Source organism: Streptomyces sp. R41 (assembly GCF_041053055.1).
GTDB lineage: Bacteria > Actinomycetota > Actinomycetes > Streptomycetales > Streptomycetaceae > Streptomyces.
This window is the reverse complement of sequence record NZ_CP163443.1, coordinates 4,155,466-4,180,937: the sequence shown is the minus strand read 5'-3', so window position 1 is coordinate 4,180,937 and position 25,472 is coordinate 4,155,466. Positions and strand designations below refer to the sequence as shown.

Annotated in this window: 31 protein-coding genes, 1 tRNA gene, 2 pseudogenes and 1 riboswitch; of the genes and pseudogenes, 20 read left to right on the top strand and 14 right to left on the bottom strand. The window is 68.9% G+C overall.

The window, feature by feature from the left end; genetic code table 11:
• Positions 1 to 18: 18 nt before the first annotated feature.
• The 3 genes from rph (at position 19) to rdgB (ending at position 1,940) form a co-directional block, all read left to right on the top strand.
• On the top strand, positions 19 to 765 hold the full coding sequence (gene rph / locus AB5J53_RS19235) for a ribonuclease PH (RefSeq protein WP_369246892.1): 747 nt from the start codon (positions 19 to 21) through the stop codon (positions 763 to 765).
• Positions 766 to 910: 145 nt separating this feature from the next.
• Positions 911 to 1,303, top strand: a complete 393-nt coding sequence (locus AB5J53_RS19230; protein ID WP_369246891.1) for a hypothetical protein — start codon at positions 911 to 913, stop codon at positions 1,301 to 1,303.
• Positions 1,304 to 1,337: 34 nt separating this feature from the next.
• A complete protein-coding gene (gene rdgB, locus AB5J53_RS19225) occupies positions 1,338 to 1,940 on the top strand; it encodes an RdgB/HAM1 family non-canonical purine NTP pyrophosphatase (protein ID WP_369246890.1) in 603 nt (200 codons plus the stop codon).
• Positions 1,941 to 1,992: 52 nt separating this feature from the next.
• On the opposite strand, the gene AB5J53_RS19220 is transcribed toward rdgB, so the two are convergent.
• Positions 1,993 to 2,077 (bottom strand) — tRNA-Leu (locus AB5J53_RS19220).
• A gap of 53 nt (positions 2,078 to 2,130) precedes the next feature.
• Positions 2,131 to 2,289, bottom strand: a pseudogene (locus AB5J53_RS19215) (HNH endonuclease); the annotation flags it as partial.
• 117 nt (positions 2,290 to 2,406) lie between these two features.
• On the opposite strand from AB5J53_RS19215, the gene AB5J53_RS19210 reads away from it, so the two are divergent.
• On the top strand, positions 2,407 to 2,892 hold the full coding sequence (locus tag AB5J53_RS19210) for a GNAT family N-acetyltransferase (protein WP_369246889.1): 486 nt from the start codon (positions 2,407 to 2,409) through the stop codon (positions 2,890 to 2,892).
• A 23-nt stretch (positions 2,893 to 2,915) separates the two neighbouring features.
• Here the strand turns inward: AB5J53_RS19210 and bcp are convergent, their stop codons facing one another.
• Positions 2,916 to 3,383, bottom strand: a complete 468-nt coding sequence (gene bcp, locus AB5J53_RS19205; RefSeq protein WP_369246888.1) for a thioredoxin-dependent thiol peroxidase — start codon at positions 3,381 to 3,383, stop codon at positions 2,916 to 2,918.
• A gap of 133 nt (positions 3,384 to 3,516) precedes the next feature.
• On the opposite strand from bcp, the gene AB5J53_RS19200 reads away from it, so the two are divergent.
• The 3 genes from AB5J53_RS19200 (at position 3,517) to sugE (ending at position 4,758) form a co-directional block, all read left to right on the top strand.
• On the top strand, positions 3,517 to 3,855 hold the full coding sequence (locus AB5J53_RS19200) for a DUF3618 domain-containing protein (protein ID WP_369246887.1): 339 nt from the start codon (positions 3,517 to 3,519) through the stop codon (positions 3,853 to 3,855).
• A gap of 43 nt (positions 3,856 to 3,898) precedes the next feature.
• Positions 3,899 to 4,255, top strand: coding sequence for a co-chaperone GroES (locus tag AB5J53_RS19195; protein WP_189184788.1), 357 nt, complete (start codon positions 3,899 to 3,901; stop codon positions 4,253 to 4,255).
• A gap of 65 nt (positions 4,256 to 4,320) precedes the next feature.
• Positions 4,321 to 4,408, top strand: a riboswitch (guanidine-III (ykkC-III) riboswitch).
• A 29-nt stretch (positions 4,409 to 4,437) separates the two neighbouring features.
• Entirely contained in the window at positions 4,438 to 4,758 is a 321-nt protein-coding gene (gene sugE, locus AB5J53_RS19190) for a quaternary ammonium compound efflux SMR transporter SugE (RefSeq protein ID WP_266828021.1), read from the top strand.
• A 161-nt stretch (positions 4,759 to 4,919) separates the two neighbouring features.
• Here sugE and AB5J53_RS19185 read toward each other — a convergent pair whose 3' ends face one another.
• A complete protein-coding gene (locus tag AB5J53_RS19185) occupies positions 4,920 to 7,439 on the bottom strand; it encodes a transglycosylase domain-containing protein (protein ID WP_369246886.1) in 2,520 nt (839 codons plus the stop codon).
• Positions 7,440 to 7,674: 235 nt separating this feature from the next.
• Here AB5J53_RS19185 and AB5J53_RS19180 point away from each other — a divergent pair, with 235 nt between their 5' ends.
• The 4 genes from AB5J53_RS19180 to AB5J53_RS19165 all read left to right on the top strand — a co-directional run bounded on the left by AB5J53_RS19180 (position 7,675) and on the right by AB5J53_RS19165 (position 11,252).
• Complete coding sequence (locus AB5J53_RS19180; RefSeq protein WP_369252330.1) at positions 7,675 to 8,442, top strand: ABC transporter permease; 768 nt, start codon at positions 7,675 to 7,677, stop codon at positions 8,440 to 8,442.
• Between the two features lie 4 nt (positions 8,443 to 8,446).
• On the top strand, positions 8,447 to 9,307 hold the full coding sequence (locus AB5J53_RS19175) for an ABC transporter permease (protein WP_369246885.1): 861 nt from the start codon (positions 8,447 to 8,449) through the stop codon (positions 9,305 to 9,307).
• Between the two features lie 4 nt (positions 9,308 to 9,311).
• Positions 9,312 to 10,328: an ATP-binding cassette domain-containing protein gene (locus tag AB5J53_RS19170; protein WP_369246884.1), complete on the top strand. Its 1,017-nt coding sequence runs from the start codon at positions 9,312 to 9,314 to the stop codon at positions 10,326 to 10,328.
• 63 nt (positions 10,329 to 10,391) lie between these two features.
• A complete protein-coding gene (locus tag AB5J53_RS19165) occupies positions 10,392 to 11,252 on the top strand; it encodes a DUF1707 domain-containing protein (protein WP_369246883.1) in 861 nt (286 codons plus the stop codon).
• 106 nt (positions 11,253 to 11,358) lie between these two features.
• Here AB5J53_RS19165 and AB5J53_RS19160 read toward each other — a convergent pair whose 3' ends face one another.
• Entirely contained in the window at positions 11,359 to 12,687 is a 1,329-nt protein-coding gene (locus AB5J53_RS19160; protein WP_369246882.1) for an SGNH/GDSL hydrolase family protein, read from the bottom strand.
• A gap of 208 nt (positions 12,688 to 12,895) precedes the next feature.
• Between AB5J53_RS19160 and AB5J53_RS19155 the strand changes: the two genes are divergently transcribed.
• Both AB5J53_RS19155 and AB5J53_RS19150 read left to right on the top strand, forming a co-directional pair.
• Positions 12,896 to 14,263: a DUF445 domain-containing protein gene (locus tag AB5J53_RS19155; protein ID WP_369246881.1), complete on the top strand. Its 1,368-nt coding sequence runs from the start codon at positions 12,896 to 12,898 to the stop codon at positions 14,261 to 14,263.
• Between the two features lie 246 nt (positions 14,264 to 14,509).
• The gene (locus AB5J53_RS19150) at positions 14,510 to 14,974 is read left to right on the top strand and encodes a hypothetical protein (protein WP_369246880.1); all 465 of its coding nucleotides are present in this window, start codon (positions 14,510 to 14,512) and stop codon (positions 14,972 to 14,974) included.
• A gap of 153 nt (positions 14,975 to 15,127) precedes the next feature.
• Here AB5J53_RS19150 and AB5J53_RS19145 read toward each other — a convergent pair whose 3' ends face one another.
• Positions 15,128 to 15,637 carry a levansucrase gene (locus AB5J53_RS19145; protein WP_369246879.1) on the bottom strand — a complete coding sequence of 170 codons (510 nt, stop codon included), beginning with the start codon at positions 15,635 to 15,637 and terminating at the stop codon, positions 15,128 to 15,130.
• A 258-nt stretch (positions 15,638 to 15,895) separates the two neighbouring features.
• Positions 15,896 to 16,372 (bottom strand): DUF2269 family protein, encoded by a 477-nt coding sequence (locus AB5J53_RS19140; RefSeq protein WP_369246878.1) that lies wholly within the window; start codon positions 16,370 to 16,372, stop codon positions 15,896 to 15,898.
• A gap of 197 nt (positions 16,373 to 16,569) precedes the next feature.
• Here AB5J53_RS19140 and AB5J53_RS19135 point away from each other — a divergent pair, with 197 nt between their 5' ends.
• On the top strand, positions 16,570 to 17,562 hold the full coding sequence (locus AB5J53_RS19135) for a GlxA family transcriptional regulator (RefSeq protein ID WP_369246877.1): 993 nt from the start codon (positions 16,570 to 16,572) through the stop codon (positions 17,560 to 17,562).
• On the opposite strand, the gene AB5J53_RS19130 is transcribed toward AB5J53_RS19135, so the two are convergent.
• A complete protein-coding gene (locus tag AB5J53_RS19130) occupies positions 17,508 to 17,996 on the bottom strand; it encodes a MarR family winged helix-turn-helix transcriptional regulator (RefSeq protein ID WP_369246876.1) in 489 nt (162 codons plus the stop codon). The two genes, AB5J53_RS19135 and AB5J53_RS19130, sit on opposite strands and share 55 nt — an antisense overlap.
• 125 nt (positions 17,997 to 18,121) lie before the next feature.
• On the opposite strand from AB5J53_RS19130, the gene AB5J53_RS19125 reads away from it, so the two are divergent.
• Positions 18,122 to 18,505 carry a 4-oxalocrotonate tautomerase family protein gene (locus AB5J53_RS19125; protein ID WP_369246875.1) on the top strand — a complete coding sequence of 128 codons (384 nt, stop codon included), beginning with the start codon at positions 18,122 to 18,124 and terminating at the stop codon, positions 18,503 to 18,505.
• A gap of 39 nt (positions 18,506 to 18,544) precedes the next feature.
• Here the strand turns inward: AB5J53_RS19125 and AB5J53_RS19120 are convergent, their stop codons facing one another.
• Positions 18,545 to 18,847, bottom strand: a complete 303-nt coding sequence (locus tag AB5J53_RS19120; protein ID WP_369246874.1) for a hypothetical protein — start codon at positions 18,845 to 18,847, stop codon at positions 18,545 to 18,547.
• A gap of 203 nt (positions 18,848 to 19,050) precedes the next feature.
• Between AB5J53_RS19120 and AB5J53_RS19115 the strand changes: the two genes are divergently transcribed.
• Together AB5J53_RS19115 and AB5J53_RS19110 are read left to right on the top strand one after the other, a co-directional pair.
• Positions 19,051 to 19,470, top strand: coding sequence for an Hsp20/alpha crystallin family protein (locus tag AB5J53_RS19115; RefSeq protein ID WP_369246873.1), 420 nt, complete (start codon positions 19,051 to 19,053; stop codon positions 19,468 to 19,470).
• A gap of 529 nt (positions 19,471 to 19,999) precedes the next feature.
• Positions 20,000 to 20,692 (top strand): hypothetical protein, encoded by a 693-nt coding sequence (locus tag AB5J53_RS19110; protein ID WP_369246872.1) that lies wholly within the window; start codon positions 20,000 to 20,002, stop codon positions 20,690 to 20,692.
• Positions 20,693 to 20,753: 61 nt separating this feature from the next.
• Here AB5J53_RS19110 and AB5J53_RS19105 read toward each other — a convergent pair whose 3' ends face one another.
• Together AB5J53_RS19105 and AB5J53_RS19100 are read right to left on the bottom strand one after the other, a co-directional pair.
• The gene (locus AB5J53_RS19105; protein WP_369246871.1) at positions 20,754 to 21,110 is read right to left on the bottom strand and encodes an SCO4225 family membrane protein; all 357 of its coding nucleotides are present in this window, start codon (positions 21,108 to 21,110) and stop codon (positions 20,754 to 20,756) included.
• Positions 21,111 to 21,191: 81 nt separating this feature from the next.
• Positions 21,192 to 21,545: an SCO4225 family membrane protein gene (locus AB5J53_RS19100; protein ID WP_369246870.1), complete on the bottom strand. Its 354-nt coding sequence runs from the start codon at positions 21,543 to 21,545 to the stop codon at positions 21,192 to 21,194.
• 81 nt (positions 21,546 to 21,626) lie between these two features.
• Between AB5J53_RS19100 and AB5J53_RS19095 the strand changes: the two are divergent.
• Positions 21,627 to 21,985, top strand: a pseudogene (locus tag AB5J53_RS19095) (IS5 family transposase); the annotation flags it as partial.
• A 265-nt stretch (positions 21,986 to 22,250) separates the two neighbouring features.
• Positions 22,251 to 22,799: a DUF1062 domain-containing protein gene (locus tag AB5J53_RS19090; RefSeq protein ID WP_369246869.1), complete on the top strand. Its 549-nt coding sequence runs from the start codon at positions 22,251 to 22,253 to the stop codon at positions 22,797 to 22,799.
• A gap of 323 nt (positions 22,800 to 23,122) precedes the next feature.
• Here the strand turns inward: AB5J53_RS19090 and AB5J53_RS19085 are convergent, their stop codons facing one another.
• Genes AB5J53_RS19085 through AB5J53_RS19075 form a run of 3 tightly spaced genes read right to left on the bottom strand, consistent with a single transcriptional unit; the run spans position 23,123 to position 24,433 of the window.
• Positions 23,123 to 23,314 carry a hypothetical protein gene (locus AB5J53_RS19085; protein WP_369246868.1) on the bottom strand — a complete coding sequence of 64 codons (192 nt, stop codon included), beginning with the start codon at positions 23,312 to 23,314 and terminating at the stop codon, positions 23,123 to 23,125.
• Between the two features lie 43 nt (positions 23,315 to 23,357).
• Positions 23,358 to 23,588, bottom strand: coding sequence for a DUF397 domain-containing protein (locus AB5J53_RS19080; RefSeq protein WP_369246867.1), 231 nt, complete (start codon positions 23,586 to 23,588; stop codon positions 23,358 to 23,360).
• Positions 23,585 to 24,433 carry a helix-turn-helix domain-containing protein gene (locus AB5J53_RS19075; protein WP_369246866.1) on the bottom strand — a complete coding sequence of 283 codons (849 nt, stop codon included), beginning with the start codon at positions 24,431 to 24,433 and terminating at the stop codon, positions 23,585 to 23,587. The genes AB5J53_RS19080 and AB5J53_RS19075 overlap by 4 nt, the downstream gene beginning before the upstream one ends.
• Positions 24,434 to 24,590: 157 nt before the next feature.
• Between AB5J53_RS19075 and AB5J53_RS19070 the strand changes: the two genes are divergently transcribed.
• Complete coding sequence (locus AB5J53_RS19070) at positions 24,591 to 25,235, top strand: ATP-binding protein (protein WP_369246865.1); 645 nt, start codon at positions 24,591 to 24,593, stop codon at positions 25,233 to 25,235.
• The last annotated feature ends 237 nt before the right edge of the window (positions 25,236 to 25,472 follow it).

Below are 25,472 nucleotides of genomic sequence, written 5' to 3'. Positions count from 1 at the left end.
ACGGCTAGGCTCATCAGCATGTCTCGAATCGACGGCCGCACCCCCGAACAGCTGCGCCCCATCACCATCCAGCGCGGCTGGAGCAAGCACGCCGAGGGCTCCGTCCTCGTCTCCTTCGGCGACACCAAGGTGTTCTGCACCGCCTCCGTCACCGAGGGCGTCCCGCGCTGGCGCAAGGGCAGCGGCGAGGGCTGGGTCACCGCCGAGTACTCCATGCTTCCCCGCGCCACCAACACCCGCGGCGACCGCGAATCCGTACGCGGCAAGATCGGCGGCCGTACGCACGAGATCAGCCGCCTCATCGGCCGTTCCCTGCGCGCCGTCATCGACTACAAGGCGCTCGGCGAGAACACCATCGTCCTCGACTGCGACGTCCTCCAGGCCGACGGCGGCACGCGTACGGCGGCCATCACCGGCGCGTACGTGGCGCTCGCCGACGCCGTCACGTGGGCGCAGGGCAAGAAGCTGGTGAAGGCGGGCCGCAAGCCGCTGACGGGAACGGTGAGCGCCGTTTCCGTGGGCATCGTCGGCGGAGTCCCCCTCCTCGACCTCTGCTACGAGGAGGACGTGAAGGCCGACACCGACATGAACGTCGTCTGCACCGGCGACGGCCGCTTCGTCGAGGTCCAGGGCACGGCGGAGGCGCAGCCCTTCGACCGCAAGGAGCTGGGCGCCCTGCTGGACCTGGCGGTCGCGGGCTGCGACGAACTCGCGGCCATCCAGCGCGCGGCCCTGGAGGCGACGATCGAGGCAACCGCGCGTTAACCCTTCGCGTTCTTAGGGGTACGGGCGTACGGTCCAGCCGTGCGCCCCGCCGATCACGTCACGGGGGCGAACCGACCGCATCACCGGTCGAGCCGGCCGCACCACGGGGTCGGACCACATCATGCCCACGGGGAGGGACCGTTCCATGGCCGCGCGCCACCGCCGCCGCACCGCCGCATTCGCCGTCGTCGCCGCACTCGTCGCCCTGCCGGCGGCCGTCGGCTGCGACGCGGTCAACAAGGCCCTGGACTGCGTCCAGACCGCCGACTCCATCGCCGACAGCGTCACCGACCTCCAACAGGCCGTCGAGAACGCGGCGAACGACCCGACGCAGACCGACGAGTCCCTCAACTCGATCGACCAGAACCTCGACAAGATCGGCGACAAGACCGACAACGCCGACGTCAACAAGGCGGTCGACGACCTCGACAAGGCCGTCGGCAATGTCCGTACGGCCATCAAGAACGGCGACAACACCCCCGACATCAGCCCGGTCACGGACGCGGCCGGCGAACTGACGAAGGTCTGCACGCCGTAAGAGCCGACGGGGGAACTCGGAGATACTGGCGACCATGACCCGCCTGATCCTCGCCACCCGCAACGCCGGAAAGATCACCGAGCTGAAGGCGATCCTCGCCGACGCAGGTCTCACCCACGACCTCGTCGGCGCGGACGCCTACCCCGACATCCCCGACGTCAAGGAAACCGGCGTCACCTTCGCCGAGAACGCCTTGCTGAAGGCCCACGCCCTGGCCCAAGCCACGGGCCTGCCCGCCGTCGCGGACGACTCGGGCCTCTGTGTCGACGTCCTGAACGGCGCCCCCGGCATCTTCTCCGCCCGCTGGGCGGGACGGCATGGCGACGACCGCGCGAACCTGGAACTGCTCCTGGCCCAGCTCTCCGACATCGACGAGGCCCACCGGGGCGCCCACTTCGCCTGCGCGGCAGCCCTGGCTCTCCCGGACGGCACGGAGAGGGTGGTCGAGGGCCAGCTACGCGGCACCCTCCGCCACACCCCCACCGGCACCAACGGCTTCGGCTACGACCCGATCCTCCAGCCGGAGGGCGACACACGCACCTGCGCGGAGCTGAGCCCGGAGGAGAAGAACGCGATCAGCCACCGGGGGAAGGCATTTCGGGCGCTGGTGCCGGTGGTGCGGGAATTGCTGAGCTGAGGCCGCGCACGAGAACGGCCTGCGTATCCTTCGATTCGCAGGCCGTTTGCTGTGCGGCGGAAGGGATTCGAACCCTCAAGCCGTTTCACGGGCCACAGATCCTAAGTCTGCTGCGTCAGCCGTTGCGCCACCGCCGCTAGCCGTCTGACATCGTACCGGTCACGAGGCTGCCGGTGAGCAGGGGTTTCTGTCACGCCGTTTCCCGGCTTCGGCTGCCTCCCCTGCACCAGGTGCTGGTGATCGCATGACAGTTGGGACACAACAGCCGCAGGTTCTCGCGCCGATCATTGCTCCAGTCGCCGTTGATGTGGTCGATCTCCAGTGTCGTGGGTTTGCCGTTCCACTCGGGCGGAGTCACGGAGTCCCGGCCCTCGGTATCCTGCTGATCAGCAGTCAGGCCTTCCGGGCTCGGACACATGTCCGCCGGGAGGCTTTTTTCGTGCCCGCAAACCATAGGAGGAGGAGCATGCTCGACATCACCGTGCGTCGTGCGGACGCCGCCGACCGTCCTGTGCTGGAGCGTCTGTGGCCGCTGTTCCAGCACGACATGTCCGGGTTTCGGGGCGTGCTGCCCAACCCGGACGGGACGTTCCGCAGTGAGCGGCTGGACGCGGCGTTCACCGATGCCGACCGGGTGCCGTATCTGGTGGCGAGCGGGGAACATCCGGTCGGCTTCGTGTTCGTGCGCGGCCTGAACGGCCCGGCCCGCGTGCTCAGCAGCTTCTTCGTCGTGAGCGGGGCCCGGCGACAGGGGATCGGGCTGCGGGCCGTCCGGGAAGTCGTCGCCCGGCACCCGGGCCCCTGGGGGGTGGCCTTTCAGGACAACAACCCGACCGCCGTGTGCTTCTGGCGCCGTGTCGCCGCCGAGATTGCCGGGGATGACTGGACCGAGGAGCGCAGGCCGGTGCCGGCGCGACCGGACCTGCTTCCCGACGTGTGGATCTCCTTCTGACCCCGGATCCCCGGGGCCGGACCTCAGATCCCCAGGTCCTTGATGATCTTGGCGACGTGGCCGGTCGCCTTCACGTTGTACAGGGCCCGCTCGACCTTGCCCTCCTCGTCCACGACGATCGTGGAGCGGATGACGCCGACGTACGTCTTGCCGTAGTTCTTCTTCTCGCCGTAGGCGCCGTAGGCCTCGATGACGGTCGTGTCGGGGTCGCCGACGAGCGTGACCTTCAGGTTCTCCTTCTCGCGGAACTTGGCGAGCTTCTCGGGCTTGTCGGGGGAGACGCCGATGACGTCGTAGCCGGCGCTCGCGAGGACGTCGAGGTTGTCCGTGAAGTCGCAGGCCTCCTTCGTGCAGCCGGGGGTCAGGGCGGCTGGGTAGAAGTAGACGATGACCTTGCGGCCCTTGTGGTCGGCGAGGGAGACCTCGTTGCCGTCGGCGTCGGGCAGGGTGAAGGCGGGGGCGGTGTCGCCGGGCTGGAGTCGCTCGCTCATCGGTACCTCACGTGGCCGGGGGATGGATACGGATACGGAACGAGCGTAATGGGGGGTGCCGGGGGGTGCGGCTCGGTCCGAGCTGACAGACTGTCGACTGTAGGGACTCGGACACGACCACGGAGGCAGCGCGGTGTCGGATACGTCGAGAACGTCGGATACCAGGACTCCGGCGCAGATCGAGGCGGACATCAAGCGCCGCCGTGAAACTCTCGCCGAGACGCTCGACGAGCTCGGCGTGCGCGTGCACCCGAAGACGATCGTCGGGGACGCCAAGGCCAAGGTCGTCTCCAACATCGATCACACGCTGGGGCGCGCCTACGTCGGCGTCAACCGCGTCGTCAGCGATGTGAAGGGCCAGCTCGTGACGGAGGACGGCGCGCCGCGGCTGGAGCGCATCGTGCCGGCGGCCCTGGTCGTGGTGGGGATCGTCGGGCTGCTCGCCGTGGGCTCGCGGCGACGCAAGAGCTGACCCACCGACGTACGAAAGCGGCCGAGGCAGGTAGGTTCAGGGCGTGAGCGCCAATCGGGAAAAGCACAGCACCCAGCACGACAAGTTGCCCATCCGGATGCTGCACGACCGCGTGCTCGTGCGGCAGGACGCCGCCGAGGGCGAGCGGCGTTCCGGCGGCGGCATCCTGATCCCCGCGACGGCGGCCGTCGGCCGGCGCCTCGCCTGGGCCGAGGTCGTCGCGGTCGGGCAGAACGTCCGGACGGTGGAGCCGGGCGACCGCGTCCTGTACGACCCGGAGGACCGCGCCGAGGTCGAGGTGCGCGGGATCGCGTATGTGCTGATGCGCGAGCGGGATCTGCACGCGGTGGCCGCGGACCGGTTCGAGGGGTCCGAGGACTCGACGGGCCTGTACTTGTAACGACTGACTTTGCCTGCGGATCGCAGGTGAAAGGGGCTGGTGACCGTCGTCACCAGCCCCTTTTGCCGTTCCTTTGCTACCTTTGAAGGACCCCGACGAGACGCGCCGTACCGGGCGGAGAGCCGAAGGGCCTCCGGGCAAAGACGACGCACCCCTGTTGATCGATCACGGAGGTGCCTCTCATGGCCTGGGTTCTGCTGCTCGTCGCCGGCCTGCTGGAAGTCGGCTGGTCGATCGGTATGAAGTACACCGACGGATTCACCCGGCTCGTCCCGAGCGTCCTCACGGGCGCGGGCATCGTCGCGAGCATGGTCCTGCTGTCGTACGCCGCCAAATCCCTGCCCATCGGCACCGCCTACGGCGTCTGGGTCGGCATCGGCGCGGCCGGGGCGGCGGTGCTCGGCATGGTCGTGCTCGGTGAGCCGGCGACCGCCGCCCGGATCTTCTTCGTCTGTCTGCTGCTGGTGGCCGTGGTGGGGCTGAAGGTCACCTCCGGCCACTGATCAGTCACCTCGGGCCACCGATCAGCCGGGACCCGCCACCGATCAGCCGGGACCCGCCACCGATCAGCCGGGTCCGGCCACTGATCAGCCGGGTCCGGCCACTGATCAGCCGGGACTGGCCTTGCTCAGTGTTCCCGGCCTTCCTCCGTTCTCGACCTTACTCAGTGTTTTCGTGAGGTGAGCCCGCTGAGCGGCCCTGCCCCGGCGTTGGACCCCGTCGTCCCGCCGTCCGTGCTCCCGCCGTCAGTGTCCCCGCCGTCCGTCGTACCGCCGTCGGTCGTCCCGCCCTCCGTCGTCCCTCCCGTGGTGCCGCCGTCCGTGGTGCCCTCCGTGGTGGTGCCGCCGTTCGTCTGGCCTTGGGTCTGCCCCTGGGACTGGCCCTGAGTCTGCCCTTCGGTCTGCCCCTGGGACTGGCCTTCGCTCTGCCCCTCGGTCTGGCCCTGCGTCTGCCCCTCGGTCTGCCCCTCGGTCTGGCCTTGGGTGTCCCGGCCGCCCGTCGCCGTGCCGCCGTTGTCCTGGCCGTCGGTGGGCGGCGTGCTGGGTTCGAGCGTCGGGAGCTCCTGCTGCTCGGCACCCGGCTGGAGCCGGAGGTCGAAGTCCGTCGCGGGGGTGCCCTTGAGGGCGGCCTTCGTGAACTGGGCCCAGATCTGGGCGGGGTAGCCGCCGCCGTTGATGCGGTTCTGGCCGAGCGCGCCGTACAGGGACTTGTGGGCGCCCGTGTCGGGGTCCTGGCCCATGACGGCGACGACGGTGGCGAGGTCGGGGGTGTAGCCCGCGAACCAGGCGGCCTGGTCCTCCTCGGCCGTGCCGGTCTTGCCCGCGGCGGGGCGGTCGGCGGCCAGCGCGGCCGTTCCGGTGCCGCCCTCGACGACGCTCCGCAGGATGGACGTGGTCGTGTCCGCGGCCTCCCGGCTCACCGCCTGCTTCGTGTCCTTGTCCGGCAGCTCCACATCCGCCGCGCCGTCCTTGGTGATCTTCTCGATGAGTGTGTACGTGCCGTGCTTGCCGTGGTTCGCGAGCGTGGCGTACGCCTCCGTCATGTCGAGGACGCTGGCGGTGGCCGAGCCGAGCGCGATGGACGGGGAGGCGGTCAGGTCGGGGGTGTCGGACGGGATGCCGAGGCTGATGCCCGTCTGTTTGACCTTGTCCGAGCCGACGTCCACGGCCATCTGCGCGTACACCGCGTTCACGGACTTGTCGGTGGCGGTGCGCACGGTGATGTCGCCGTACGAGCGGCCGTCCTCGTTCTCGGGCGCGTAGTAGCCGCCGCTCCAGCCCTGCACGGGGCGCTTGTTGGTGCCGTCGTAGATGGTGTTCGGGGTGATGGTGCGGCCGTCCTGCGTCGTCGAGCCGTTCTGCACGGCCGAGGTGAACACGAACGGCTTGAAGGTGGAGCCGACTTGGTAGTCGCGGCGGGTCGCGTTGTTGACGTACTGCTTGGTGTAGTCGATGCCGCCGTACATCGCGACGACCTTGCCGCTGGACGGGTCGATGGCGACGCCGCCCGCGCGGACGTAGTTGTCGACCTTGCGGTTCTTCTTGTCGAGCTGGTCCATCACCTGGTCGTCGACGGCCTTCACGAAGGCGTCCTGTCTGGGCTTCTGCAGGGTGGTCGTGATGCGGTAGCCGCCGATGGCGAGGCTGTCCTCGTCGAGGATCTTGTTGCTCGTCAGGTAGTCCTTGACGGCCTGCACCAGGTAGCCGCGCTGCCCCGACATGCCCGCCGAGCCCTTGGCCTGCTTCGGCATCGGGAACTTCACGTCGTTCCGGTCCGACTGGGTCAGCCACTTCTTCTTGACCATGCCGTCGAGTACGTAGTTCCAGCGGGCGACGGCCGCGGCCTTGTTCTCGGGGTGCGCGATCACGTCGTACTCGCTGGGCGCGTTGAGGAGCGCCGCGAGGTAGGCGCCCTGGCCCACCGTCAGATCCTTGGCGTCGACGCCGTAGTAGGCCTGGGCGGCGGCCTGGATGCCGTACGCGTTGCGGCCGTAGTAGCTGGTGTTGAGGTAGCCCTCGAGGATGTCGTCCTTGCTCTTCTCGCGGTCGAGCTTGATGGAGATGAAGAACTCCTTGAACTTCCGCGTGGCCGTCTGTTCCTGGCCCAGGTAGTAGTTCTTCACGTACTGCTGGGTGATCGTCGAGCCGGACTGCTTGCCCTTGCCGGTGACCGTGTTCCAGGCGGCGCGGATCATCGCCGTGGGGTCGACGGCCGACTCGGAGTAGAAGTCGCGGTCCTCGGCGGCGAGGGTCGCGTGCTGGGCGTCCTTGGAGATCTGCGCGAGCGACACGTTCTCCCGGTTGACCTCGCCGTCGCGGGCGAGCTGGCTGCCGTCCGCGTACAGGTAGACGTTGCTCTGCTTGGTCGCGGCGGCGTTCGCGGGCGGGATCTTCACCAGGTAGTAGCCGAGCGCGAAGAGGCCGATCAGGAGCAGTATCACGCCGAGGAACGTGCCGAGCACGATCCGCCAGGTCGGGACGAGCCGGCGCCACCCGGTGCGCTTCCGCTTCGGCTCCTTGCCGGGCTTGCCCGGTGCACTCTGCGGTGCCGACCCCGGTGCCGATGCGGGTCCCGATGCCTGTCCCGGTCCCGATCCAGGTTCCCGTCCCGGTCCCGGTCCCGGTGCCGGATCCCTGGGTGCCCAGCCCTGGCTGTTCTGCTTCGGCTGCGGCTCGTCGCTCATTTGTCGCCGGACTCCTGTTTCGCGTGCGTACGTTCCCGTACGCCCTCGTACGCCTTGTGCGCCCCCTCTTGAAGACTGTCGCACCAAGCGTTCCGTTCCCTCGGCCCGGCACGCGTCGCGCCCGGAAAATGCCTGGCGGGCCACGTCAACCCGGGGCTAGGCTCCTGCGCTTTGGCTCAACGCGGCGAAGAGGGGCGGAGTTGTGGGCACAGGGCGGTTGTACGCGGCCGTCGCGATGGGCGGGTTCCGGCGCTTCGCCACCTATCGGACGGCCACGGCGGCGGGGGTGTTCACCAACACGGTCTTCGGGCTGATCCTGGCGTACGTCTTCATCGCGCTGTGGGAGACCAAGCCGCACCTCGGCGGCTACGACCAGGCACAGGCGCTCACTTATGTGTGGCTGGGCCAGGCGCTGCTCATGGTGGTGGCGGTGATGGGCGGCGGCTTCGAGGACGAGCTGATCGAGAGAATCCGTACGGGTGACATCGCGATCGACCTGTACCGGCCCGCCGACCTCCAGCTGTGGTGGCTGGCGCAGGACACGGGCCGGGCGCTGTTCCACCTGCTCGGGCGCGGGGTGGTCCCGCTCGCCTTCGGCGCGGTCTTCTTCGACCTGGCGCTGCCCGCCTCCCCGCTGACCTGGATCGCCTTCCTCGTCGCGGTCCTCCTCGGGGTCGTCGTCAGCTTCGCCCTCCGCTTCCTGGTGGCGCTGTCCGCGTTCTGGCTCCTCGACGGGGCGGGCGCGGCGCAACTGGCCTGGATCGCGGGGATCTTCTGCTCGGGGATGCTGCTGCCGCTCAACGTCTTCCCGGGCACGTTCGGCGAGGTCGTACGGGCCCTGCCCTGGTCGTCGCTGATCCAGGCGCCGGTGGACGTCCTGCTCGGAACCGCCGACCCGCTGGCCACGTACGCGTTCCAGGCGGCCTGGGCTGTCGGCCTGCTGGCGGCCGGGCGGCTGGTCCAGTCGGTGGCTACGCGGAGGGTGGTGGTGCAGGGTGGCTAGCCCGGTGCACGAGAGGACGCGGCCGGCTTCCTGGCCCGAGAGGCAGGGTGCGTACGCCCGCGTACGGGACGGAGTGCGCGCCTACCGCATGATCGCCGCCATGTGGATCCGCTCCACGATGGCCTACCGCGCCTCGTTCGCGATGACCACGTTCGGCAACTTCGCGGCGACCGCCCTCGACTTCGTCGCGATCCTGCTGATGTTCTCCCAGGTCGACCGGCTCGGCGGTTACAGCCTCCCCGAGGTCGCCTTCCTGTACGGCGTCGCGGGCACCGCCTTCGGGCTCGCCGACCTGACGCTCGGCTCGATGGACCGGCTCGGGCGCCGGGTGCGCGACGGCACGCTGGACACGCTCCTGGTGCGCCCCGTGCCCGTCCTCGCCCAGGTCGCCGCGGACCGTTTCGCGCTGCGCCGCCTCGGCCGGATCACCCAGGGGCTGCTGGTCTTCGGGTACGCGGTCGCCGCGCTCGACATCTCCTGGACGCCGCTGAAGGTGCTGCTGATCCCGCTGATGCTGCTGAGCGGCGGCGCGATCTTCTCGGCCGTGTTCGTGGCGGGCGCCGCCTTCCAGTTCGTCGCACAGGACGCCTCCGAGGTGCAGAACTCCTTCACATACGGCGGCAGTACGCTCCTGCAGTACCCGCCGACCGTCTTCGCCAAGGACCTGCTGCGCGGGGTGACCTTCGTGCTCCCGCTCGCCTTCGTCAACTGGCTGCCCGCGCTGTACGTGCTGGGGCGGCCCTATCCGCTCGGCCTGCCGACGTGGGTCGCCTTCACACCGCCGCTGGTGGCGGCGGGCTGCTGTGCGCTGGCCGGGGTCGCCTGGCGCGCGGGGCTTCGGTCGTATCGGAGTACGGGGAGTTAGGGAGTTGGACGTGGCGGTCGGCGTGGACAGTGAATTCAGCGGCGCGGAAGGTGACTTCATCGAGCTCGACGGTGTCGAGAAGGTCTTCGCCGTGCGCAAGAAGACCGGCTTCCTGCGCAGTGAGCGACGGCAGGTGCGCGCCGTCGACTCCCTCTCCTTCACCGTGCCGCGCGGTGAGATGGTCGGCTACATCGGCCCGAACGGCGCGGGCAAGTCGACCACCATCAAGATGCTGACCGGCATCCTCACGCCGAGCGGTGGCCGGCTGCGCGTCGCGGGCATCGACCCGTCGCGCGAGCGGACGCGGCTCGCGCAGCGCATCGGGGTCGTGTTCGGGCAGCGTACGACCCTGTGGTGGGACCTTCCGCTGATCGACTCGTACCGGCTGATGCACCGCATGTACCGAATCCCGGACGGGCGTTACCGCGAGAACCTCGACCGTTGTGTCGAACTCCTTGAATTGTCCGATCTGTTGGACGTCCCCGTACGCCAGCTCTCCCTGGGGCAGCGGATGCGCGGCGACATCGCGGCCGCGCTGCTGCACGACCCGGAGGTGCTCTACCTCGACGAGCCGACGATCGGCCTCGACGTGATCAGCAAGGCGCGGGTACGGGAGTTCCTGCGCGAGCTGAACGCCGAGCGCGGCACGACCGTCCTGCTCACCACGCACGACCTCACCGACATCGAGCAGCTGTGCCGGCGGGTGATGGTCATCGACCACGGGCGGCTGATGTACGACGGTCCGCTGACCGGGCTGCACGAGGTGGGGGAGAGCGAGCGGACACTGGTCGTGGACCTGGAGCGGGAGCTTTTGCCGATCGAGGTGGAGTCGGCGCGGGTGGTGAAGGTGGAGGGACCGCGGCAGTGGCTCGCCTTCCCCGCCGCTCAGTCGGCGGCTCCGCTCGTGGCGCGGATCGCGGCGGAGTATCCGCTGGTGGATCTTTCGGTGCGGGAGCCGGACATCGAGGCGGTCATTGCCAAGATGTACGCACAGGACGGCGCGGAGAAAGCGGTCTCGTAGCGAGCTTTGGAGGAATGGCGGGCCGCATGGCCCGCGGGCCGGGGAACTCGTAGGCTGCTGTACATGACCGACGACGAACTCCCGGAGCTGCGTGCCTCCGACGCCGATCGTGAACGTGTCGCCGAACAGCTGAGGGACGCCCTCGCGGAGGGCCGCCTCGACATGGAGGAGTTCGAGGAGCGGCTGGAGGCGACGTACAAGGCACGCACGTACGGGGAGCTGACGCCGATCACCCGCGATCTGCCGGGCCCGGCGGCCGTGGCGCCCATCTCCATGGTCAAGCAGCCTGCGGAGAGCGGGAGTTGGGCAGGCCGGATCGTCGGCGGCGAGGGTTCGTCCTCGTGGGGTGTCGCGATCCTGTCGGGGTTCGAGCGCAAAGGGCGCTGGACCGTGCCGCGGCGCTTCAACTCCTTCGCCTTCATGGGCGGCGGCGAGATCGACCTGCGCGAGGCGAACTTCGCGGACCGCGAGGTCGTCATCAACTGCGTCGCCGTCATGGGCGGGATGAACGTCGTCGTACCGCCCGGCGTCGAGGTCGTCGTGCGTGGCATCGGCGTCATGGGCGGCTTCGACCATCGCGAGGAGGGGCAGCCCGGGGAGCCCGGCGCCCCCCGCGTGATCGTCACCGGCTTCGCCTTCTGGGGCGGCGTCGGCGTCGAACGCAAGCTGACCCGCGCCGAGCGGCTCCGCATCAAGGAGGAGCGCCGTCAGGAGAAACTCGAACGGAAGGCGGCCCGCAAGGAGTTGCAGGGCTCCCAGGCATCGCAGGGCGACGGCCTCGGCGACATGTACGACGCGCTCGACGAGGCCCGCGACCTGATCCGCGAACGCCACGAGGAGCGGCGGGAACGGCACGAGGAGCGCAGGGAGCGCCATCGGGAGCGCCGGGAGGAGCGCCACCGCAGGCGCCACGGCGGCTATTGACCTCCGGTCGGCTGGAGCGCCCCTTCAGGGGCGCGGGGCCGCGACATCATGCGGCTGAGCCGTGTGGGCGCGACAAGCCATGACGGCGCCGCGGTCGAGAGAGCCGTTACAGCTCAGCAGGAGCCGACCCCTTCAAGTCACCCAGGTCGAAGACTTCCGCCATCCTCTTGTACCCCTTGTCACTGGGATGCAGATGGTCCCCCGAGTCGTAATCGCCCCGCAACCGCCGGGGGTTGTAAGGATCACGAAGCGCCGCGTCGAAGTCGACGACGGCGTCGTACACCTTCCCCGCCCGAATCTCCGCGTTGACGGCCTGCCGCACGGCGTCCCGCGCGTCCGTGTATCCCCGGTGCCCCTGAAACGGCATCAGGGTGGCCCCAACGACCCGCAGCCCGCGGGCATGCGCCTGCCGCACCAGCTTTCGCAACCCGTCGGTTATCGTCCGGGGATCCACCTGATTCGGGTTGCGCAGAATGTCGTTGACCCCGAGGTCGATGACGACGGCCTTGACGTTCGTACGGTCGAGCACGTCACGCCCGAAGCGGGAGAGGCCACTTGGGTTGTCGGCCGGGCGGCCGAGCCCCGCGGCCAGGATCTGGTTCCCGCTGATGCCTTGGTTGACGACGCTGTAGCGCGGCACGTCGTCCGACCCGGCCGCGTCGCGCAGCCGGTCCGAAAGGACGTCGGTCCAACGGTGGTTGGCCCCGACCGTGGAGGTGATGCCATCGGTGAGCGAGTCGCCCAGCACGACGACGGTGCCCGCCGACTCGTCGCTCAGCACGTCGAGGGCGGTCACATAGCGCCAGTACTCGCTCTGCTCGGTGTACGCGGTGCCGGTCACGTCCTCCGTGCGGTCGCCCTCGGCGACGTACGACATCTGCCGCGCGTGCGGGTGGTAGGTGACCGGGCCGGAATGGGTGGGCGTGTACGTCGTCACGAGGACGTCCGAGCCGTGCGGGATCCGCACGCGAACGGCGTCGCTCAACATCTGCTCTCCGGCCGGGATGATCACCGAGGTGCTGCCGCCGAAGGTGAGGCGGCGCATGGTGTCGGTCGCGGCGGCGGCGTTGTTCACGGTCGCGGCGACGGCGATCGTGGCGTGGGTGATGCTCAGCGGCTGCTGCCCGTAGAGGTTGGACAGCGTGACACGGGCACTCGTACCGCCGGCGCTCGCGTGGACGACGTTGCGCACGGAGCGCCCGGCCATGCCGTTCGTCTCGGTGCCGGGCTCGGCCCCGACGGGGGAGGCCGACCAGGCGCCGACCCAGGTGCCGGTGGAGGCGGGGGCGGCGGAGTTGTGCGGGGTGCGGCCGCTGGCGAGGTTGTTCTGGTCGCCGCCCTCGTCGGCCGAGACGCCTATGTATATGGCGGCGGAAAGAACCACGATCACGGCGATGATCGCGGCGAGCAGGGCATAACCGTGACGCTTGGTCATGCGGTGCGTGTCTCCTCGGGCGATGGGAGCCCGAGGCTCCGATGTGATGACCCCATGATGCGTCATGGGGTGGAAGAACACCGACAGCGCCCCTTAAGGGTCCCCCCGGACGATTCCCCGTCCGAACAGACGCCGGGAACTCCTGATCCGTTCCAGGAGTCGGTCAGGAAGGGACAATGTGTGTGAGGTCACCGAACGGGTGGAGCGGATGGAACGTACGAAACGGGAAGAAGTGGGTGCCGAAGGGCAGCATGCCCGGCCGGGCGCCGCCGTGAACCCCGCGGTGACCGCCCCCGGGCCGCCGGGCCGGGCGATGACCTCCTTCAGCCCCGCCGACGAGGAGAAGCGCCGGGGCGTCCGCCGGATGAAGATCACGGCGACCGGCCTGCTGCTCTTCGTCGCACTGGTGTACGTCCTCGCCAAGTGGGCGCAGAACTCGGGAGCCGGCGCCTGGGCGGGCTATGTCGCCGCGGCCTCCGAGGCGGGCATGGTCGGCGCGCTCGCCGACTGGTTCGCGGTCACGGCCCTCTTCCGCCGCCCGCTCGGCCTGCCCATCCCGCACACCGCGATCATCCCGACCAAGAAGGACCAGCTGGGCGTCTCGCTCGGCGAGTTCGTCGGGGAGAACTTCCTCTCCGAGGAGGTCGTACGACAGCGGCTGCGCGCCGTCGGTATCGGCAGCCGGCTCGGCGCCTGGCTCGCCGAACCGGAGCACGCCGACCGCGTGACGGCGGAGCTCTCCGCCGCCCTGCGCGGCGCGCTCACCGTGCTCCGCGACTCCGACGTGCAGGCGGTCGTCGGTGAGGCGATCACACGGCGAGCCGACGCCCAGGAGATCGCGCCCGGCATAGGGAAGATGCTGGAGAAGATCGTCGCGGACGGCGGCCACAAGCGGGTCGTGGACCTGATCTGCGTCCGTGCCCACGACTGGCTGGTGCTGCACAACGATCAGGTCATGGACGCGATCGAGGGTGGCGCGCCCGGCTGGACCCCCCGTTTCGTCGACAGGAAGGTCGGCGAGCGGGTCTACAAGGAGCTGCTCCGCTTCGTCACCGAGATGCGCGACGCCCCCTCCCACCCGGCCCGCGGCGCCCTCGACCGCTTCCTCACCGACTTCGCCTCCGACCTCCAGTCCGACACGGACACACGGGCCCGCGTGGAGCGGCTGAAGGTCGAGGTCATCGGGCGCGGCGAGGTCCAGGAACTGATCGCCTCCGCCTGGACGGCCGTACGGTCCATGATGGTGTCCGCCGCGGAGGACGAGCGCAGCGAGCTGCGGCTGCGGGTCCGGGCTTCCCTGCTGTCCCTGGGCGCCCGGATGGCGGTGGAGCCCAAGCTCCAGGCCAAGGTCGACAGCTGGGTCGAGGGCGCGGCGGTGTACGTCGTGACGACGTACCGCAAGGAGATCACCTCGCTCATCACGGACACCGTCGCGGGTTGGGACGCCGAGCACACGACCCGGAAGATCGAGGCCCACATCGGCCGCGACCTGCAGTTCATCCGCATCAACGGCACGGTGGTGGGCTCGCTGGCGGGGCTGCTGATCTATGTGGTGTCGCGGGCGCTGGGGGCGTAGACCGTAGTCCCTTGGGGTGTCGCCCTCATGTTTTCTGGGGTACCCCCAGACCCCCGCCGGCCCGCCGGCACGGATTTCGGCCTCGATCCCGGCGTGGATGGCGGCGACGTCATTGGTCGGCCCTTCGGCGCCGTCGTCGATCTCGCCCGACGACCGGAAGACAATCTGGCGAAGGATGCCAGCACTCGGACGAACTGAGTACGCGTACTCTGTCGGGCCGCCGCCGAGCGCGGAAACCTCGTACGCATGACCGAGAAGCTGCTCCGCCCCTTGCGAACGCGCCCTTGGCCGGAACGCTGGCTGACGCGCGTGCTCGGCGCCGCCCTCTCCGCGGCGGCGTATCGCCTGTGCCTGCCCTGGGACCTGCGCAACCGCCCCGAGACGGCCGATTCGGTTGTCGAGACGACGCCGGTGACCGGCCTGGGCGTCGTGTTCCTCGCCCTGATCCTGCTGCTCCTCGCCGCCTACTTCGGCCACCGGGACGCGCTGGCCTGGCCGTTGCTGCTGGTGGCGGTGCCGCCTGCGACCCTGCTGTACGTGTCCCTGCGCACGCACCCCGGGCCGCCGGACGGCTTCGCGAACGCGTGGCCGCTGGCGTGGGCGTTCTTCACGCTGCTGATGGCGGCCGGGGTGCTGGTCGTGGCGGCGGTGGCACGGCAGTTCAGGGCGGACCTGGTGGACGAGGAGCTGAGCCTGGCCCACCGCATGTGACGAGGGCCTGGCACCGCGTGTGACGAGAAGCTGAGCCTGGCCCACCGCATGTGACAGGCGAGGGAGCGCCGGGGCGCCCGCGTTCCTCTCGCCGGCCGGTCACCGCCTGCTTACCGACCGCCCACTGGCCGTAGAAGTAGCGTTGCCGACCTCTCACTGGCCGTAGAAGTACCGCGACCCCTTCTCGATGAAGTACGAGGCGTAGACGCGCCCGAGGGCCGGCTTGCCGCGGTACATGCCCACGTACTGGCGCGCGCTGTCGACCACGACGGGCCGCGTCATGCAGGCGAACTTGATGCGCTGCTGCTCCTCCGCCCACCGCACGGCGGCCGGATCGACCCGGTCGCTGACCAGCAGCGGGAAGGCGCCGACCCCGTTCTGCATGCCGACGGGGAGGCCGCCCTTGGTGTCCTTGGCGTACTTCATCACCTGGTCGGTGAAGTCGGAGATGGCGGGGACGGTTATCTCCGGAACCGCCGCGGCCACGGTGAACAGATGCAGCTTCGTGGCCATCCAGCGCATCTTGAAGTCGGCCCGCCGCCCCACGAGGACGGGCACCCCGGCCCAGTTCTCCCACCGTGTGGCGCATCCGTCGGCCGTCAGCCGACCTTCCACCGAGGCGAGGTAGGCCTGCGGCGCCGCTTGCTCTTGCTGTCCGTACATGGGCGGGATCCTAAGCCCCGCGCCGCGCACTCGTCGGTGGTGGTGCTGCCGCACGACATCGACAAGGACTCCGACGTCCACGGTGATGGCAGGACCGCCACGGCCCTCGTCCAGGAGTTCAACTCCGGTCAACGACACCGACCTTACGCCTGACCGGTGGGAATGCCGTATCCGTAGAGAGGTCTGACAAGCGTGATCCCGCTGAAATGCGGGGTGCCTGCGCACGGAGCACCTTCTGAGTGGTTCGCCGTGCGGGGGCTACGCCCCTGTGGAGGACCCCGGTCGAACGATCATCAGGATCGTGACGGTGGCCCAGAGGAGGTTGAAGATCCCGGTGAACATGGCGAGCCGAACGGTCGCGTTCCGGGCAACCGCGACCTCCCCGCCCCCGGCATCCCAGACACTCTCCGCGATCGCGGCCTGCCGGGGGAGGACCAGTGCGATGAGCACGACCGCGGCGACGACCGTCAGCGCGATCGAGACGATCAGCCAGGTGTCGCCGAGTACGCCCATGTTGCTGGCCGTGGCGAACCCGAAGACGGGAACGACGACGCCGACGGTGGCGTACACCCGGCAAATGCGGTGCAGCAGCCGCACTGTCGACACGGCCTGGGTGTTCTTCGGCTCCGCGAGGGCCTTGCGTGCACTGGGCGGGAACATGCTCGCGGCGACGGTGACAGGCCCGATGGCGATGATCGCTGCGAGGACGTGAACGGCGAGGAGGAACTTGGTCACGGGGGTGACGCTATGGGCGCGGCGGATCTCGGAGAAGTGGCGGTTCTGCCAGTGCTCAACGGATTCTCGCCAGAGCTGACCGCGAAGCGGCCGAGGAGCGGCGAAGTGCCTGAAAAGGTTCTCACCGGGGTTATCAAGGCCGAGTTCTCAAGGCTGACGCGGCTGACCGGATCCCGTCGTACCCCTACCCTCTAGCCATGCACACCGTGGCCGTACTGGCGCTCGACCAGGTCATCCCGTTCGACCTCTCCGCCCCGATCGACACCTTCGGCTGGGCCCGGCTGCCGGACGGCCGCGCGGCCTACCGGATCCGGGTCTGCTCGGTTTCGGCGGACGAGGAGGTGAGCGCGGGCGCGTTCGCGGTGCGCGCCCCGTACGGCCTGGAGGCGCTGGCCGAGGCCGACACGATCGTCCTGCCCGGCGTCGCCGACCCCACCGTCCCGCTCCCGCCGGGCGTGGCCGAGGCGCTGCGCGCGGCGGCCGCGAACGGCACCCGGATCGCCTCCATCTGCGTCGGCGCGTTCGTCTTCGCCGCCACCGGTCTGCTGGACGGGCTGCGCGCTACCACCCACTGGATCGCGGCCCAGGACCTGGCGGCCATGTACCCGGCCGTGACCGTGGACGCGAACGTCCTCTACGTCGACAACGGCCAGTTCCTCACCTCGGCGGGCGCGGCCGCCGCCCTCGACATGTGTCTGCACATGATCCGCAAGGACCACGGCTCCGCCGTCGCCGCGCACGCCGCCCGGATGTCCGTCATGCCGCTCGAACGGGAGGGCGGCCAGGCCCAGTTCATCGTCCACGACCAGCCGCCGGTACCGGCCGGCGCCACGATGGAGCCCCTCCTCGCCTGGCTGGAGGAGAACGCGGGCCACGACCTGACCCTGGAGGACATCGCCGCCCACGCCGGTATGAGCACCCGTACCCTCAACCGCCGCTTCCGCGAACAGACCGGCACGACGCCCCTCCAGTGGCTGCACCGGGCGCGGGTGCGGCGGGCCCAGTACCTCCTGGAGACGACCACGTATCCGGTCGAACGCATCGCGGTCCAGGCGGGGTTCGGCTCGCCGACGGCGTTCCGGGAGCGGTTCAAGCGGGTGGTGGGAACGAGTCCGAACGCGTACCGGCGGGCATTTCAGGGGACGGGCGGCGAGTCCGAGCCCTCGGGTTCGGCCGCCGCGGCTTCGTAGGCGCGCAAGGTGTCGATGACCAACTGGCGCTGATCGGGAGTCAGCGGTGCCAGCGCGCGGCGCCAGGCGGTGGCTCCGCGCGACAACCACGTGGAGATGGACGGCCGTTGGGCGTCGGTGATGCTGACGATGCGTCGCCGCCGGTCGGCCGGGTCCTCCTGCCGCTCCAGGATTCCCTTCCCGCTCAGCTCGCCGACCATGAGGCTGACGGTCGTCGGCGCGACCTCCAGGCGGGCGGCCAGGTCGTTGACGGTCATGGGCCCGTCGAAGAGCAGATACGACAGCAGCGACAGGTGCCGGGGAGCCAGCGCCAGCGACTGGAGCTCCTCGGGTACGGGGATGCGCTTGGCCCGGCCGACCATACGGGGCATGAGGAGCAGCAGCGCACGTACGGCGTCGTCGACGCCCGGCTCGGAGCGACCCTCGGTTGACATCGGCCACCCCTCTGAATAGCTTTGAGACTAAAGATGCTTTGCATCTAAAGGTAAGTCGCATCTAAAGGTGAATCGGTTTCATTCGTCTCTGTGTCACGACCGCCGCGACCGAACGGAGATCCACCATGCCGCACCTGACCGTCCAGATCCGCGAGGAGACGCTCGACGGATCGACCGAGCCGAAGCTCATCCGCGCCCTGACCGACGCGGTGGCCGCCGTCGTCGGCGAGTGGGCGCGCGCGGTCGCCGTCGTCGAACTGTTCGGCGTCCCGGAGCACCGCTGGGGCACCGGCGGCGTACCCGGCGAGGCGCCCGCGCCGGTCATCACCCTCGCCATGCGCGAAGGCGGACTGACCCATCCGCAGATCCCCGACGCGCCCGCCCGCCTGATCGAGTCCCTCACGGAGGCGGCGGTCGCGGTCCTCGGCGAGGCCGTACGGAAGCATGTGACGGTGCTGATCGTCGGGGTCCCGGCGGGGCGGTCGGGGGTCGGGGGCGACGTCGTCTGAGGTGCGGTGCCGCCGATCCGGCTGTGGCGTGGGCCGGGCTCAGGCCCGCCGGTCGGCCACGGCCCACGAGGCGAGGGCCACGGCCCCGGCGACACCGAACACGGCGGGCCAGGCGCCCACCTTCTTGGCCAGCGGATGAGACCCGGCGAAGGCGGCGACGTACGCGGCGGTCAGCGCCCCGGCGGCCTTCCCGCCGGCCTGCTGCTTCCACTGCTGCGCGGCCGCGGCTCCGGCGGCGGCGAGCACGACCCCGCCGAGCTGCCGCTTCTTGGTCCAACGGGCCACGCCGTACCCCCCGATGAGCCCACTCGCGGCCACCGCCGCGGCCGGTACCTTCGCCATTGCTGCCTCCCGCTGCTGCGTCTGTCGAACGAACCGAGGCTAACGCGGACGCTCCCGCAGACCGGCGTCCGCCCTCGCGATCCACTCGAAGCCCTGTGCTGAGACCAGGCTTGAGTCGAGGCTTGTCAATTTTCTTCGCCAGAGTTATATAAGAAGCCGTAGGGCATCGCACCCAGCACCTGTACGCAAGGGAGTGACCTGTGATGCTCATGCGCACCGATCCGTTCCGCGAATTCGACCGCCTCACGCGGCAGTTCTTCGGCCCCGATCACCCCGCGGCGATGCAGATGGACGCCTACCGAGCCGGTGACGACCTCATCGTCCACTTCGACCTCCCCGGCATCGACCCGGAGACGATCGACCTGGACGTCGAGCGCAACGTCCTGAACGTACGCGCCGAGCGCCGTTCCCCCGCCCCCGAGGGCGCGGACATGATCGTGGCGGAGCGCCCGACCGGAACCTTCACCCGGCAGCTGTTCCTCGGCGACACCCTCGACCCCGAGCGCATCGACGCTTCGTACGAAGCCGGAGTACTGACCCTGCGCATCCCCGTGGCCGAACAGGCCAAGCCCCGCCGCATCCAGATCACCGGCGGCAGCAAGCGCAAGCAGCTCCACAGCTGACGCCGCGGCCCGACAGCCCCTGCCCCGCGGGTACGCGCCTCTGGTACGTCCCTCGCGGGGCGGAGGCGTGGCCGAGGCAGCGACGAGAGTTGAGCACCGGACCGTAGGAGAGCCCGAAGGGTGAGCCCAGCCCCCTGAGCTCCGCCCGTACGACGGCAGCGGGGCGGGCGGGGGTCAGTCACCGGGGGTCAGCACGATGCGTTGGCCGGGGGCGGTCGGGGTGCTCCACTCCCACTCCTACTGGCTTGACTGGGACAAAATCCGCTGCCCCACCCTCGTCGTCCTAGGCGACACCGGAACCATGCCCGAGCCCGAGGCCACGGAAATGCAATCCCGCCGCGCCAGCACGACAACAGTCCAAGTGATCCCCAACGCCTCCCACGACGTCCACTCGGACCAGCCGACCCAGCTGCACGCCGCAGTGTCCGCCTTCCTAAAGCACATCTGAACGGGCAAACGGCCGCCGCCTGACCGAGATTGGACCACCCTCGGTCCGGGACTGTCAGTGGCACCCGCTTGGATGTGCCCCATGACTGCTCACGACGTTGCCCGGGCGCTCCCCGATATCGATTCCCTGCGAGATCTCTGCCGCTCGATGGCCATGGCGGAGGCGATACTCAATCCCGAAGGCGAGCGCTACTACTCGTACAACTCCCAGTGGTCGGAAACCGAGGAACTGGCCTCGATGGGCAACGGATCCGGCGACGAGTACGACATCGTCTTCGCCCCCGCCGGCGCATACATCCGCGGCTTCGACCACGAGTCCCCCCTGAGCCCGTACCACCACGACGACGTGCCCGCCCCATGGCCGGGTGTCCTGGACTCCGTACCCGAGCCCTTCCAGTGCTACGTCGACGAGCCCGCCTTCACGGACGAGGACGGAACGCCCGTGGTGACCGTGTGCGTGTGGCGCGAGTCGACAGACCAGTCCTGGAAAACCGGACCGATCACCTTCCCCGAAGGACATCCCGACCCCGACGGCTCGGACTGGCTGTTCGAGCTCCTCCTCGCCCCGACGCCGGAGGCGTTCCAGGAGTTCGCCGAGGACTACTACGAGACGACGGTCGACATCGAGGCCGTACGCCGCATTTACGACCTGCACCCGCTCGACCGAACGCAGATCGCGAGGCTCAACTCCTCGGCGTCCATGGAGGATGTCGCTGAAGCCGCCGCGGCAATCGGCTATCCGATGGCCGCCGACCTGGTGCCGGGCCCGTACTGACGCGGCAGGGTGGTGCTCAGCCGTCACACCCTGCACCGGGCCTGCTGATCCGGCACTTCCCTCAGGCGGCCGGGCGCGGTTCCTGTGCCCGCAGCCTGTGTGCGAGCAGGCCGAGCAGTACGGCGTTGAACAGCCCGGACAGGGCCGCAACGACGGAGAAGATCAACGGGCTCAGCCAGGCGAGCGAGGAGTCCCACGCTGGTGTCGTCACCAGGAAGGCGAGGGTGCTGAGCGGCGCCGTGGCCATGTACGGCCAGATCCCGGCGAACCCCGGGTCCGGCGACAAGTACGCGGCGTACAGGAAGAACCCCAGCGACGCCGCGACCACGGCGAGGTACCCGCGCGCGAGCCAGTTGTCCACCGCGGGCGCCAGCAGGGCTCGAGTCCTCCGCAGGCGGGGGCGTGCAGAACGCGCCATGTCCGTTCCTTTCTGTTCGGAGTGGTGCGAGATACGAGTGGGGGCGTGGGGGGAGGTCGGAGGGTCCGGCGCGGGAGGAGTTCACGCGTGCCCGGTGGTGCGGAGGTCGCGGACGTGGTGGGCGAGGGCGCCGAGCGCGGCGGCGTTGACGAGTGCGCTCAGGAGGAGCCAGACGGCCGAGAAGGCGATGGCGAGAGCCTCGGCCGCTCCGCCGCCCTCGGTGCCGGGGCCGAAGGGGAGGACCATGCCCAGGGAGGAGAGGGGTGCCGTGAGCAGCAGGTGGCCCGTGGCGTAGATGCTCTCCGGGAAGAGGAACGCGACCGGGACGGAGGCGGCGAAGACAGCCAGATAGCTCCGGGCGGGCCAGTTGTCCGTGGCGAGCGCGAGGAGCTGGCGCAGGCGCGAGAGGCGGCGCGGGCGGGAGGCGTTCGGCATCGCGGGTCCGTTCGGAGGGTCCGTGGGTGGTGTTCTCCACGGTGGACCGGAGGGCGCGCTCAGGCATGAGTACGGGTACTCATGCGTGCTTGGGGGGGGGCAGACAGGTGGGCCCGGCTGAAGCCACATTTGCCCAAGACGGGTCGGCGGGGCGGGCGTTGGAGGAGCCGCCGCAGGGTGATCACGGGATCCTCTTCCGGGAGCGGGCCGGAGTGCCCTGGCGGGATCTGCCCGCACGTCTCGGCAAGTGGAAGACCGTCTACGAACGACACAGACGCTGGTCGGCGAACGGCACGTGGGACAAGATCCTGCGGGCCGTCCAAGCCGACGCCGACGCCGACGCGGCAGGCCGCATCGACCGGTCCATGGCGAGCGTGGATTCCACCTCCTGTCGCGCCCACCAACACGCGGCCGGAGCGCGCAAGAAGCCGCCGCGAGTGCGGGGAAAAGACACACGCCCCGACAGCACCGCCCCGCTCTGGCTTCGTCCATGATCCGCCGGACAGAACCTGGCGGTGAGGCGCTCGAAAACCAGTGGAGCAGCGCCGCTGTGCGCCATTACCGTGCTGCCGAACCAAGTCGTCGAGTCAAGGACGTGCCGTTGTACACCCTGTGAGACCTCCCGAGTGCTGAATCGTCGCGCGTCGCGCATGTGCGCCGCGCTGCTTTTTGCTGCGGACTTCTCACTGAAACCGGTGTACTTCTGTGCTCGAAAACTGGGTGGTCATGCCCACCTGCCTGCCGATCGTCCTCCGCCGTTGCCACGCGTGCGCGTCCGAGCGCTTCCGGGCAAACGGCAAATTTCGCGTCAACGCCAACCACAAGCTCCTCGACGCCTGGCTCCTCGCGCTCTGCACCGCTTGCGGGGAAACGGCAAAGTTCACGGTCCTGGAGCGCAGGAATGTGCGCTCCATACGACCTGAGCTGCTGGACCGGATGCATGACAACGACCCTGGTCTGGCAGCTGAACTGCTCCAGGATCCGCTCGTGCGGCGCCGTAATCGCATCGCCCTCGACTGGGACAACGCCTGGCGCCTCGACACCGGCGGATCGGATCACCTGGACCGCGAGGTGATCGACGTCTCGGTCCGCTTCGCGGCGCGGATCCCTGTCCGGCCGGTGCGACTGATCGCTGAAGGGTGCGGTCTCTCGCGGGCCGAGGTCGAGAGACTGATCACGGAGGGGAAACTCGTTTCGGCCGTCCGGCTGAGCGGCAAGCTCTCCGGCGACTTCACCTTCACGCTCAAGCGCTGAGCCCTCCTCGGGACCAGGGGCCTGTCCGGCAAGATCCGCCGGACAGGCCCTGGGCGTCACTTCCGTGCAGTTCCCACGAGGCCCGTCAGGCACGTCGTACCAGACGGTTTTCCGACTCGGGGTGATGGTCACGCGGAGCTCATCGCGATGAGGTACGCCGTGGAAGACGGCGAGGTCTTCGAGAGCATCCCACTAGCAGCGCGAGCCTCGAAGATGTGTCGGGACGGCCGCGAACGCGTCGCCCCATCCTCTGTCGAACTGTGAGTCGAGTTCCCCGGCGAACCTCTGCCGCAGCGCGGCCGACACTCGGCTGTCCGGCCAAGTCATTCGGTGGCTCCTCGCAGGTAGTCGGCGTGCGCAGCAGTGATCGGCAGGCCGGTTCGGTATTCCACCCATGCCCAGGTGCCGGCGGAGTTGTTCTCGAAGAACACCCACTCGCCATCGGGCGTCACGGCGAAGTCGAACGATTCGAATACGATCCCTCGTGCACCGCCAAGGAGACGTGCGGTAGGCACCAGAAAGCCGAAGGGCAAGTTGCGAGAGGCCCCGGCTCCGTCGTCACATCAACGGACCGCGTTCTAGGGCACTTTGGGCCAAGGCCTTGAGGAAGCTGTTCCAAGCAGGAATCCGAACAGTCACGATGGGACTGCTGCGGTCCTTGGAGTCACGTATCAGCGTGTCATCGCCAGCGTGCGCACATTCGACGCACTCGCCGCCTGCGCCATTGCTGTACGAAGACTTGAACCACGCCAAGCGATCGTGGGGGACGGTGGGACCGGAAATGCTCATCGCGCGTATTCCTTCAGAACGGTTTTGATCAACTCGGTGGACCGCTGAGGGCTCAAGGCTGCGGCCCGCAAGCCGTCGAAGGCCCGTGTGTACTCCCGAACATGATGTTCGCCCTCCAGATACATGGCATCGGTGATGCCATCCCGATACACGATGTCCTGGTCTTCTGGATCCGGGAAGCCAAGCATGGTGAACGAACCGGTGGCCGGGTAGGTGCCGGAGTCGAAGGGCAGGATCTGCAAGGTGACGGTCGGCAACTCCGCTGACTCCAGGGCGCGTTCGAGCTGCTCACGCATCAATGCCCGATCTCCAATGACATTGCGCAGGCAGCCCTCGTTCACGATGAACCAGGCGTCCGGGGCCTCGGGGCGCGTGAGTATGGATTGGCGTTCCAGTCTGACCCGCACCGCGCGGTCGATGTCGGCAGGCGTCATGTGCGCGCCGGTCTTGTGGAGTTCCGAGGCGTAAGCAGTGGTCTGCATGAGGCCGGGTAGCAACTCGCACTGGTACTGACGAATCGTGGAGGCGTCCTGCTCCAAGCCGATGTAGATCGAGAACCACTCGGGCACACCGGAGCCGTGGACTTGCCACCATCCGCGCGTCTTGGCCAGCCTCGCCAGGGACTTGAGGAATTCCCGCAGCTCGTCGCTGGTGTTGTAGAAGCGGCACAGGGCATCGATGTCGGACGGCTGGATGCGGCCACTGCCGGTCTCCATCCGGTTGACCTTGGACCCACTCCAGTCCAGAGCTTCACCGACCTGTGCGCAGGTGAGTCCGCTCTTCTCTCGGAGCTTCTTGAGCTCGATCGAGAGACGACGACGGCGTGCCGTCGGTGAACCGGCCATCTCAACCCTCTTTCGGATATCGGGTGTTCAGTCTCACGCCAAGGGGTGTGCTTGCCAATCACTCGGAAGTGGGAATCCCGCCGTGCACATTGCATGGCGGGATGTGTCACCAGCATCCTGACAGAGGTATAGCTCACGTCACAGAGAGGGGTTGTGCATGATTCAGCAGGCATGCATGGTGCGGAAGCCATGGGACTTGGCCTTCACGGCCGAACCCGAGGAAGTAGCCGCCCTGCGCCGCATCATGCGGCTTCAGCTCGGCCTCTGGGGCCTGCACGAGGCCATCGACCCGGCTCAACTCTGCGTCAGCGAACTGGTCTCCAACGTCATCACACACGTGGGCCCGGGTACCCCGACCACGCTCGCCGTCTCCATGAACGGCACTCGTCTGCGCATCGAGGTCCACGACCCCGACACGCTGGTCTTGCCGACACTCCTGGAGGCGGGCGTCGACTCCGAAGGCGGTCGAGGAATGGCACTCGTCGACACCATTGCCGACTGCTGGGGTGTCCAGCTCCACCCCGACCGAAAGGTTACCTGGTGCGAACTGCCCACCGGTCTGAACTCGCCCCATGGCCACAGTGGGGGCGCGCCTGTGGCAAGAGCAGGAGCGATGCTCGGTGTCTACGGCGCATTGAAGCTGCCCGGCAACCCGGGCCCAAGCATGCTGAGCGAGGCTGTAGCGCAGGAGGCGGTGATCAACGTCATCGCTGACCTCCTCCACTGGCTTCGCGTGCATGGTCTTGATGCCGATGAAGCCCTCGATCGAGCCCAGATGCACTTCGAGGCGGAGGCGGAGTAGACAGGCAATGAGGAGTGAGGATCAACCGGCAGCAATGGCGGAGTATGTCCACATGTCCGCCGGGGACGTCTCCGATGTCTGGTTCTGGGACTCCCAGTGGAAGAGTGACAGCGGCTACCAAGAATTCCCAACCACGTGCGGGAGAACTGCGGGCGCAGTGTGATGCGGCTGGGACTGGAAAGGGAGCTTCAGCTACCGCGCCAGTCCCCGGCCCTACCGAGACGTCGTGGTACAAGA